Annotated in this window: 5 protein-coding genes, 3 pseudogenes and 1 riboswitch; of the genes and pseudogenes, 1 reads left to right on the top strand and 7 read right to left on the bottom strand. The window is 30.3% G+C overall.

The features are described from left to right. Nucleotides 1-82 precede the first annotated feature (82 nt). Complete coding sequence (locus Q0V15_RS11705) at nucleotides 83-397, top strand: hypothetical protein (RefSeq protein WP_297439213.1); 315 nt, start codon at nucleotides 83-85, stop codon at nucleotides 395-397. Nucleotides 398-452: 55 nt separating this feature from the next. Here the strand turns inward: Q0V15_RS11705 and add are convergent, their stop codons facing one another. The 7 genes and pseudogenes from add to nrdD (Q0V15_RS11670) form a co-directional block, all read right to left on the bottom strand. Next, a complete protein-coding gene (gene add / locus Q0V15_RS11700) occupies nucleotides 453-1,451 on the bottom strand; it encodes an adenosine deaminase (protein WP_297439211.1) in 999 nt (332 codons plus the stop codon). 91 nt (nucleotides 1,452-1,542) lie between these two features. Beyond that, nucleotides 1,543-1,642, bottom strand: a riboswitch (purine riboswitch). A 233-nt stretch (nucleotides 1,643-1,875) separates the two neighbouring features. Then, a pseudogene (gene nrdD / locus Q0V15_RS11695) lies at nucleotides 1,876-2,535 on the bottom strand (anaerobic ribonucleoside-triphosphate reductase); the annotation flags it as partial. A 329-nt stretch (nucleotides 2,536-2,864) separates the two neighbouring features. Then, a pseudogene (gene nrdD / locus Q0V15_RS11690) lies at nucleotides 2,865-3,350 on the bottom strand (anaerobic ribonucleoside-triphosphate reductase); the annotation flags it as partial. A gap of 158 nt (nucleotides 3,351-3,508) precedes the next feature. Beyond that, a complete protein-coding gene (locus tag Q0V15_RS11685) occupies nucleotides 3,509-3,928 on the bottom strand; it encodes a hypothetical protein (protein ID WP_297439209.1) in 420 nt (139 codons plus the stop codon). Between the two features lie 77 nt (nucleotides 3,929-4,005). Continuing rightward, the gene (locus tag Q0V15_RS11680; protein ID WP_297439207.1) at nucleotides 4,006-4,161 is read right to left on the bottom strand and encodes a hypothetical protein; all 156 of its coding nucleotides are present in this window, start codon (nucleotides 4,159-4,161) and stop codon (nucleotides 4,006-4,008) included. A gap of 220 nt (nucleotides 4,162-4,381) precedes the next feature. After that, a complete protein-coding gene (locus Q0V15_RS11675) occupies nucleotides 4,382-4,504 on the bottom strand; it encodes a hypothetical protein (RefSeq protein ID WP_297439215.1) in 123 nt (40 codons plus the stop codon). Nucleotides 4,505-4,783: 279 nt separating this feature from the next. Next, nucleotides 4,784-4,981 (bottom strand): annotated as a pseudogene (gene nrdD / locus Q0V15_RS11670) (anaerobic ribonucleoside-triphosphate reductase); the annotation flags it as partial. Between the last annotated feature and the right edge of the window lie 147 nt (nucleotides 4,982-5,128).

Genomic DNA, 5,128 nt, shown 5'->3' with positions numbered 1-5,128 from the left:
CTTTTATAAATTTTATGTATAAATACGACTAAATTTTTATACTTATTTATATATACACATTTAAAATATAGGAGGGATTATTTTGAAATATACAGCCAACCCTAAATTAAAAAAATTTGAAACTGGGCTATTTTTATTAAGTATACTTTGTACCATCATAGCCTCTTTCTTTATTCCAGTTGTTATAACTATTATTGTAGGATTTGTAGCCCTATTTCTTATAAATCATTTTATGAATGACTTTATAGAAAATAAAATTATCTATTATGCTATTAATTTTATTTCAACGGTAGTTATTCTTTACACTTACTCAATTTTCGGATTTTTCATAGGACTTGCAATTGATATTGTTGGTACTAATTTATACACTAAATATTTAGAAAAATCAGGAAACTAAACAAAAGGAGCATTCTCAAATTTAGAGAATACTCCTTTTTATACTTTAAATTATTTTAGTAAATTAAACTCTTAAGCCAAGCTTTTGTTTCATTATCACAGAAGCTCCCTCTAACACTATTAAGATACATTTTTTTATAATCTTCATATGAAAGTTCATCAGCATTATTTAAGTTTCTACACTCAGTTACTAAATCTATATTTGAAACTGTTCTATTATCTGTACTTAAATTAACTTCTAATCCATCATTTAAAAATCTTCTAAATGGGTGCATTCTATAAGAACTTGTAGCCTTTGTATCCATATTACTTTTCGGACACATCTCTAAAGTAATTTTCTTTTCTTTAACTAAATTATAAGCTGCTTCATCATCTTGAAGTGCAACTGCATGTCCTATTCTATCTGCTTTAAGAATATTTATAGCATCAACTACATTTTGTGAGAAACCTGTTTCCCCTGCATGAACTGTAACTTTAAATCCATACTCTCTAGCTTTCTTAAACATCTCTTCATATTGTGGAACAAACCCTTCAAGTTCACACCCTGCTAAATCTACCCCAACCACACCTTTTCCAATAAACTTTTTACAGTCATCAATAAGCTTATAACCACAATCTAAATCATGATGCCTCATAACACAAATTATAAGATTACTCTTAACTCCAAAATCTTTTTCTCCATCTTTCAGTCCTTCAAGAATAGCTTCAATAACTTCATCAGTTGAAAGCCCACCCTCTAAATGGAATAATGGTGCAAATCTTATCTCTATATATTTAACATTTTCTCTACTTACATCTTCAATTAACTCATAACTAACTCTCTTTAAATTTTCTTTATTTTGCATAAGAAGTCCTGGTAAATCAAATCTTCTTAGATAAACATCAAGTGATGCACAATATTCTGGTACTACAAGCATATCCTCAACTTTGTCATAATCCAAACTATCAAGCTTCACATTTTCCTTCTTTGCAAGCTCTATAACTGTTCTTGTTCTTAAACACCCATCTAAGTGGCAGTGTAATTCTACTTTTGGTAACTCATTAAATCTTATCATTATTGTTCTCTCCTTCTTCTTTTATTCCCCATTACGCTCTATTTTTATATAAAAAAAATTCTTGGTCACGAAGAAAATCTCCTTCTGCATAGCAAAAAGATACTTTCTTCGTAATCAAGAATTACTGGCTCTTGGTAGAAACTCCCTAACCATATTATAGGGATTATACGAATCTAAAATATTTATATTGTTTTCTATTTTATCACATTCAAAAAATAAATCAACCATATATTTTATACTTTTACACTTAATTCTGCCACCTTTTTGTAAACAGTTTCATTAAATGCAAAAAAATAAAGCTACATGGTTGGGTCCCCATGTAGCCCATATAATGATAGTTTCAAAATAATATTTGATACTATCCTTTTATATAGTGTGGTATATATATTACACCACACTACTATTATGTGAAGTTATAAAAATATTATACATTTTTATAAATATTTTTATGAGCTGGTGTATGAGATACTCTATCTTTTCTTTCTCCATACTTACCTGGTCCAAATCTTTCATCAAGACTTAAGTAACCAGTAACTCTTGAAATCCCCTGTATATCCTTTGAAGAACACTTAGGACAAGAATCCTCATTATTATAAAGATACTCTCCACAATCTTTACAATATCTTATATGGAAGTTAATACCTAAATAACTTATATTAGTTTTCTCATAAGCATACTTTAAAATCTTCATGATAGTTTCTCCACTTGGAGTATCATCAACCTCAAGATAACTTATATGTCCACCATTACAAAGCTTATGGTATGGAGCTTCTATATCTATTTTCTTAGTAATTGAAATTGGGCAATAAACAGGAACATGATAACTATTTGTATAGTACTCCTTATCTGTAACACCTTTTATAATTCCAAACACTTTTTGATCATTCTTAATAAACTTACCTGAAAGTCCTTCTGCTGGTGTAGCATAACAAGACCAGTTAAGTCCAGTTTCATCTGATATTCTATCTGTATATTTTCTCATGTAAGTTATGATTCTCTCTCCAAGTTCCCTTGAAGCATCATCCTCACCATGATGTTTTCCTGTTAAAGCTATTAAAGCTTCAGCAAGACCTAAGAAGCCTATCCTTTATACCCTCAGTTTCCTGATATTTCTCTAGGGAGTAGACTATACCTTAAACTTTTTCTTATTGAAAAAGCTTTAGCTATTATAGTCGTTGAACCTCCTCCTTATTAATAGGAGTTTGGCTGCTGATTACCCATTTTAACAATCCTTAGCAACTAATTCTTCAATTAATCTTTTTTTCAGCATAGATTATATATACTATTTTTTCTGCTTTCGCAACATTCAAGCCTATCGTTTCCAATTACTTTGTAGTTAGTATACCTTTAGGGTTTTCCAGCAATTTAAGCTATGCAACACACTATATTACTATAATGTAGGGCTATTCAATAACCGTAACTTCCTTGTTTTAATATTGGTTCTATTGAATCATTTGGTTCTAAACCTTCTGATCCCTTCATTAAACCTTGACCTGCAACAAATGGTAAATCTTTAACTTTAAGCTTTTTAAGAATTGAATATCTGTGAAGAAGTGATTCCTTCGCAAGTTCTAATCTTTCATCTAAAAGCTCAAAGAATTTTTCCACATTATTCTTTGCAAAAATACCAACTCTAGGCAAGTTAATAGTAGTAGGTGCTATGTTCCCCCTACCTTTACATCCTGGTTCACCATTTCTATTACTCATAAGATAAGTTCTACATCCCATTGTAGCTGGCATATATCCTTTATCATAATATTCTTTATTAAAATCAGCATCTATATTCATAAATGTTGGATTCATTCTCTTAGCTGCAACATCGCAAGCTAACTTGTATAAGTAGTGATATGGAGAAGTTTCTTCTCTATTCACACCTTCTTTAACCCTAAAAATTATGTTCCTTTATACCCTCGGTTTCCCGATATTTATTAGGGGAGTAGACTATATCATCATCCTATATCTATAGGATGTGTAGCGCTTCCATTTAAGGGGTTCTCACCCACCAATACGATTGGCCGTACTCCTATTGATGCTCCGTAACATCTATTGGATAGTCGTTAGACCACTTCAAAAATCCATTTATTTCTTAATTTGACCCTGCTTTTTAATTTATCTCTACTAAATGCAGCTATAATATTTCCATATGTTATATTATTTTCTAAACAAAAACTTGAAAGATGTGTAACTAAAAACTCATCTCCACTTGGCGATATTGCCTTAAATATTCTTGTATTAGTTTTATTTTTTGCTTGTTCATCCCATGTTGCCCATGTACAATTATCTACACAATAATTTTTATTAACATCAATTCGTTCAATTGTTGTATTTTTATCTCCATATTTAGCTACATGTTTTAAATATGACTTATACATTAAATCATAAAAATCAACAAAATAATTAAACTGATAACAACTTATATCTCTTGCACCATAATTTTTATATTTAGGTGAATTCGAATTTGTAGTCCTTGTTTTCATATTTGCCCATGATGAATAAAAGCTTGATTTATTAACATAATTCCAATCATCTATAAATTTTGAACAATGTTCATGAGTTATTGCACTCCCTCTCGATAAATGTTGATAGTTTTCTTAAAACTTCTTCTACATATATTGCATTTTACAATAACAGTTCTATTTACATTTCCTCCATCTATAATTATAAGATCTCCATGTATTTCTCCAATTTTACTTAAGTAATATTTCTTCAAAACACAATCACCACACTTCTTTTTTCTTTTGTTCAAGTCAAAATTATTCGTATTTTTGAATCGGCACAGGATTATCATAGATAATATCTCCTTAGACTTCCCCTGTTAGCATAATTATTAAATATCCATTTCCTGATATAACATTTAAGTTAATTACACACCACTCTCTGAGCGTTCACTACATTTTCTTATAATATTACTATTATAAGCCCCTACACTATTAAGGGAATATTGGCTGTTCGCCTTTTCCAAGTCCTTTTTCATACTCTTTTAAGAATATTTCACAGACTAAAGCAGCATCCTTATTATTAGGAATACCTAAATTTAATGAACTAAAAGGCACCTGTGACACTTTGTTATCGTAGTGGCTTTTTATCCTCTACTTCTTATAATTTCTTATAAGCTCAGCATATATTTTCACCTTTGTTTTTCCGTAAGGTGGCGGAGACTCTTGGAAAGATTTTTGCTAACATATCGCTCACTTTCTATGCGTTACGATCACTACTTGCTTGTAGCAATCTCGGTATTATCATATAAATTATTATTCACTTAGACTTCACCGATTTTCCCCACTAATAATTTAAAAACTTCAACGGTTTAGTTCTTAAACGGCCCACATTTGACCTGCTCTACTATGCATAGTGTTTAAGTTATAAACAACTCCTTGCATTGCTTGGTGCACTCTATCTTTTAATTTTTTCTCAACTAATTGATTTAATCTTTCGCCTTCTATTCCAAGTTCTATATATTCTTCTCTAATCTCTTGTCTTGTTGGCTCAACAAAGACAGACATATCATTATCAAAATCTGGATGAGATTGCTCTCTACTTTATATTTCTATAAAGAATGGACTATATCTTTATGCACTTGGCATACCTTGCATTTCGAAATAAAGAATTTCACTTTAAATCTACTCTACTCCCTTCCACTTTTAAAGTGTGGTTTCGATAGTCTCTGCACTTTTCTT

The organism is uncultured Clostridium sp., from assembly GCF_947036855.1.
Lineage (GTDB): Bacteria > Bacillota > Clostridia > Clostridiales > Clostridiaceae > Sarcina.
The sequence above is the reverse complement of the archived record's forward strand: the minus strand, read 5'-3'. Positions and strand labels throughout refer to the sequence as shown.

What these genes read in the sequence shown, in the direction of transcription:
- add (WP_297439211.1), bottom strand. Translation starts at nt 1,451, where the DNA reads ATGATAAGATTTAATGAGTTACCAAAAGTAGAATTACACTGCCACTTA.
- Q0V15_RS11685 (WP_297439209.1), bottom strand. Translation starts at nt 3,928, where the DNA reads ATGAAAACAAGGACTACAAATTCGAATTCACCTAAATATAAAAATTAT.